The 4,459-nt window shown below is 57.9% G+C and carries 5 protein-coding genes and 4 pseudogenes; 3 read left to right on the top strand and 6 right to left on the bottom strand.

The window, feature by feature from the left end:
* Both OVY01_RS17695 and OVY01_RS17690 read left to right on the top strand, forming a co-directional pair.
* Nucleotides 1–264, top strand: a 264-nt coding sequence (locus OVY01_RS17695; RefSeq protein WP_267848900.1) for an integrase core domain-containing protein, incomplete at its 5' end; no start/stop codon positions are given.
* A gap of 19 nt (nt 265–283) precedes the next feature.
* Nucleotides 284–547 (top strand): annotated as a pseudogene (locus tag OVY01_RS17690) (IS3 family transposase); the annotation flags it as partial.
* 8 nt (nt 548–555) lie between these two features.
* On the opposite strand, the pseudogene OVY01_RS23345 reads toward OVY01_RS17690, so the two are convergent.
* Nucleotides 556–1,453, bottom strand: a pseudogene (locus OVY01_RS23345) (IS30 family transposase); the annotation flags it as partial.
* 80 nt (nt 1,454–1,533) lie between these two features.
* Here OVY01_RS23345 and OVY01_RS23340 point away from each other — a divergent pair.
* Nucleotides 1,534–1,680, top strand: a pseudogene (locus OVY01_RS23340) (transposase); the annotation flags it as partial.
* A gap of 30 nt (nt 1,681–1,710) precedes the next feature.
* On the opposite strand, the gene OVY01_RS17675 reads toward OVY01_RS23340, so the two are convergent.
* From OVY01_RS17675 to OVY01_RS17655, 5 genes and pseudogenes are all read right to left on the bottom strand, one after another.
* On the bottom strand, nt 1,711–2,076 hold the full coding sequence (locus tag OVY01_RS17675) for a transposase (protein WP_267848898.1): 366 nt from the start codon (nt 2,074–2,076) through the stop codon (nt 1,711–1,713).
* Between the two features lie 44 nt (nt 2,077–2,120).
* Nucleotides 2,121–2,465, bottom strand: coding sequence for an IS66 family insertion sequence element accessory protein TnpB (tnpB, locus tag OVY01_RS17670; protein ID WP_267848897.1), 345 nt, complete (start codon nt 2,463–2,465; stop codon nt 2,121–2,123).
* The gene (tnpA, locus tag OVY01_RS17665) at nt 2,462–2,854 is read right to left on the bottom strand and encodes an IS66-like element accessory protein TnpA (RefSeq protein ID WP_267848896.1); all 393 of its coding nucleotides are present in this window, start codon (nt 2,852–2,854) and stop codon (nt 2,462–2,464) included. The genes tnpB and tnpA overlap by 4 nt, the downstream gene beginning before the upstream one ends.
* Nucleotides 2,855–3,268: 414 nt before the next feature.
* Nucleotides 3,269–4,162: pseudogene (locus OVY01_RS17660) on the bottom strand (IS3 family transposase); the annotation flags it as partial.
* A gap of 6 nt (nt 4,163–4,168) precedes the next feature.
* Nucleotides 4,169–4,459 (bottom strand): IS30 family transposase (locus OVY01_RS17655; RefSeq protein WP_267848895.1); only part of this gene is annotated, 291 nt, incomplete at its 5' end.

The following is a 4,459-nucleotide window of genomic DNA, read 5'->3' as shown; positions in this document are numbered from 1 at the left end:
ATCGAACCGTCGGTGGGGAGCCGTGGCGACAGCTACGATAATGCGCTGGCTGAAACCATCAACGGTCTGTACAAGACGGAACTGATTCATCGTCGAGCACCGTGGAAATCCCGGGAATCACTGGAACTTGCCACATTGCAATGGGTGCACTGGTTCAACCATATCCGACTGCTCGAACCCATCGGGTACATCCCACCGGCAGAAGCGGAAGCCAACTACTGGCGTAAAATCGCCAGCGAGTGCGAAAAAGCTGTTTTAACTTAAACCAACCCGCCTCCTCGATATCCGGGGCGCTTCAGAAGTCCGTGAACGGGCCGTTCGTCTGGTGCGCGAGCAGCGTGGCGAGCATGCATCACTGTGGGCGGAAGTTGGATCGATTGCCCCCATGATCGGCTGTTCCAGCCATACGCTGCTTGAGTGGGTCAAGCGGGAGGAAGTGGACAGTGGCGAGCGGGATGGCGTGCCCAGCACTGAACGGGAACGCGTAAAAGCGTTAGAACGCGAGGTCAAGGAATTGCGCCGTGCCAACGAGATTCTGAAGCTTGCCAGGTAGGTTCAATGGGTCACTGCAACATCCTCCCGTAGTTTATCGGCCGGAGACATGAAGCCTAAGGTCTTTCTCGGTCGTTCATTCAGGCGCGCTGCGATTTTGTTCAACCGAGCCTGCGAGTATTGATCGAGCTGCGTACCGTGAAGCAAATATTGGCGCAGAAGCCTGTTCGTGTTTTCGTTGGTACCTCGTTGCCAGGGACTTCGTGGATCGCAGAAGTAGACCTTCACATCCGTGGCGATCGTGAAGTCTTTGTGGTTTGCCAGCTCCATGCCACGATCCCAGGTGAGCGACTTGCGCAGATGCTGCGGCAACCGCCTCACCTCGCGTTTTAGCCCGGCTATAACGCTCACCGTATCTTTTCCCTTTACCATTCACTAGAATGGTGAACCTCGAGCGCCGTTCAACCAGCGTGGCGACGTGAGTATTGTTGGCGCCACTGACAAGGTCTCCTTCCCAGTGACCAGGTATCGCGCGGTCGGCCGCTTCGGGCGGTCGCTTGTGAATTGAAACGGCATCAGCTATCTTGTTGCGAACGCCCTTGGTGCTGGAAAAGCGTGAATGACGCATCTTGCGTTTGGTTCGCAAATGATACTGCAGCTCTTTCTTTAGACCGCCGCGCGCCTGCACGAACAGGCTACGATAGATCGTTTCGTGAGACACGCGCATCGACTCGTTATCGGTATATCGAAGCTTAAGCCAGCCGCTTACTTGTTCCGGAGACCATTCGCGAGAAAGCTTACGTTCGACAGCGTAGCGCAAGCGCGGGTTCTGCTCCAGCAGGCAACGTTTGGGCCGCAGGCTGACCTTCAAGGCTCTCTCGTCCGCTTCCAGAGCCCGATAACGGGTTGCTCCACCGTTACGCGCAATCTCACGGGAAATTGTGGACGGTGCACGATTCAACGTAAGCGTCCAGCCAGTACATCTTCTCCATCCGATCTAAAAGCGCGAGGATTGCCGATTTCATAACGGGATCGGAAGCGATGAGAGAAGAGCCGGATGTAATCGAGGTCAAGCCGTCGACAGCACGTCGACGCTTTAGCACGACGTTCAAGCGGGAACTGGTGGAACAGACGTTGCGCCCCGACGTCTCGATGGCCGCGGTGGCGTTAGCCAACGGCCTCAACACGAACCAGCTTGCCCGATGGCGGCGCGAGTATTTATTGGGTACGGGTGCCAGTCCGATGCCATTGCCCGCACAGATGCTCGGGCAGGGGCTTGCGCGTGCGTTGGGTCCGCTCGATGGTCTCGGGCGTTTGCGGAGGCGGATCCTCACCCTTGTCGAGCAGCACCTCCTCGAGCTTGAGCTCGAGTTGCCCGACCTCCTGTTCCATCTTCTCGGATTTACGGCCGTACATCGCCCGCCGCAGCGCCGCGATCTGGATCTGCAGGTTCTCGATGAGCAACGAGCGCACGTCGGCGGCCACTTCGAGTGCGCGGACCTCGCCGCTCAGGCGCTCGACCATGCGTTTAAGCGCCTCGACGTCGTCGGGCAAGGGATCGGGAGGGGGACGTGACGCGGCCATGGCCGCCATGTTACCGGCGCCGCGGGACGTTTACAACCTCCGCCTCACGCAGCCAGCGTCGGGGCGGTGCGTACCGTGTGGCGCCAGTCGATGCCCTCTAGCAGCATCGCGAGCTGCGCGGCGGTCAAATGCACGCCACCGGTGGCAACTTGGGGCCAGACGAAGCGCCCGCGCTCCAGACGTTTGCTCAGCAGACACAGGCCATGGCCGTCCCACCAGAGCACTTTAATGAGATCGCCGCGGCGCCCGCGGAAGACGAACACGTGGCCGCCGAAGGGGTTCGAGGCGAGTGTGTTCTGGACGATGGCGGCCAGGCCGTTGAAGCCCCGGCGCATGTCGGTGGCACCGGCGATCAGCCAGACCTGCGTGCCACCGGGCAGACCGATCAACGTGCGCCTCGTAGATGAACCAGCAGCAAGCGCCACGCGTCCTCATCGACCGTGCCACGCAGCACGATCGTGTTCGCCCCCTGCCGCCACTCGATCTCGCCTGACACGGGCGGGGTGGCCCCAGGCTGAGACGCCGCGAGTGGAGCGGGTTCGATCATCCTGACGGGTACCAGTGCGGGCAACGGCATCGGACTGGCACCCGTATCCAATAAATACTCGCGCCGCCACCGGGCAAGCTGGTTCGTGTTGAGGCCGTTGGCTAACGCCACCGCGGCCATCGAGACGTCGGGGCGCAACGTCTGTTCCACCAACTCCCGCTTGAACGTCTTACTGAAGCGTCGACGTGCTGTCGACGGCTTGACCTCGACTACATCCGGCTCTTCTCTCATCGCATCCGACTCCGTTATGAAATCGGCAATCCTCGCGCTTTTAGATCGGACGGAGAAGATGTACTGGCTGGACGCTTACTCTTAGGCTACATATAGCGCGAAGCTACATACGAAGTCAGCTAGTGCTCAAACTCTAATCGTCGAAGGATGCGAGAGATGCGCGTAGCCCCCATGGTGACGACACCAAGTACGTGGATTGTTACCAGCGCCCCGGAAGCTGTGACCTAGATTTCGAATCTATTTGTTAGCGTCAATGGCACTCCGGATAGCAGATCTTCCAGTGTAGATCGTTGGAACTGCCAATGATCTTCCTGCGTCAAAGCATAAGTAACCCTGGAAAACCTTGTTAGGCCGAGCCGCTGCACTACAGTATTCGAATATTGTAGCTTGAACTGGCCAGAGTTTGATAGACACTTACGAGCCGTTTAACGCATTGCGCCGCTCAAACTCGACGGGCGACAGGTGGCCCACGAAGCCGTGTCGGCGAATTGGGTTGTAGAACATCTCAATGTAATCGAACACGTCCGTAGTTGCCATCGCCCTGGTCGGATAGATTCGCCGTTTTATTCGTTCCTTTTTCAACGCCCCGAAGAAGCTCTCTGCTACGGCATTATCGTGGCAGTTACCGCGCCGACTCATGCTCGGTACCATATGATGAGCCTTCAGAAACGACTGCCAGTCATCACTGGTGAACTGGCTACCTTGATCTGAATGAATCATAACGCCTGGTTCCGGCTTGCGTTTCCATACCGCAGCCAACAGCGCCTGTAATACCAGACCACTGGTCATGGTGGATCGCGTCGCCCAGCCAACGATCTGCCGCGAATACAAATCCATGACCGCTGCCAGATACAGCCACCCCTCATAGGTCCGGATGTACGTGATATCTGTTACCCAAACCTTATTCGGCGCGTCAGGCGCAAAGTCCCGATTCAATACATTGGCAATCAAACCGACCGGACCGCCACGGTAACGTGGTTTGCCGCCGTACCCCACCTCAGCTCGTAGGCCCTCGCCATGCATCAGCCGAAGCACGCGGTGACGGCTGCATGTCTCGCCCAATTCACGCAAATCTATTGTGACCTTGCGGTAACCGTAGACGCTACCGCTGGCCAGCCACTGATGCTTGATCAGCCCCAGCAGTCGATCGTCTTCGCGCTTACGCTTGCTGTCCGACTGACGTTGCCAAGCGTAATAGCCGCTGCGATGTACGCCAAGCACCCGACACATCGTGCGCAAACAATGCTCATTGATATGGGCTCGCATGAATGCGTACCTTGCCTTTATCCCTTTGCAAAGTACGCGGCGGCACGTTCAATGGGTCGCTGCAACAGCCTCACGTAGTTTATCGGCCGGAGACATGAAGCCCAAGGTCTTTCTCGGCCTTTCATTTAGTCGCGCGGCGATTTTGTTTAGCGCAGCCTGCGAATATTGATCGAGTTGCGTGCCGTGAAGCAAGTATTGGCGCAGAAGTCGGTTCGTGTTTTCGTTGGTACCGCGCTGCCAAGGACTCCGTGGGTCGCAGAAGTAGACCCTCACGTCCGTGGCGATTGTGAAGTCTTTGTGGTTCGCCAACTCCATGCCACGATCCCAGGTGAGTGACTT

The sequence above is a fragment of the Robbsia betulipollinis genome, from assembly GCF_026624755.1.
In the GTDB taxonomy this organism is placed as follows: domain Bacteria; phylum Pseudomonadota; class Gammaproteobacteria; order Burkholderiales; family Burkholderiaceae; genus Robbsia; species Robbsia betulipollinis.
This window is presented reverse-complemented; position numbering and strand designations above follow the sequence as displayed.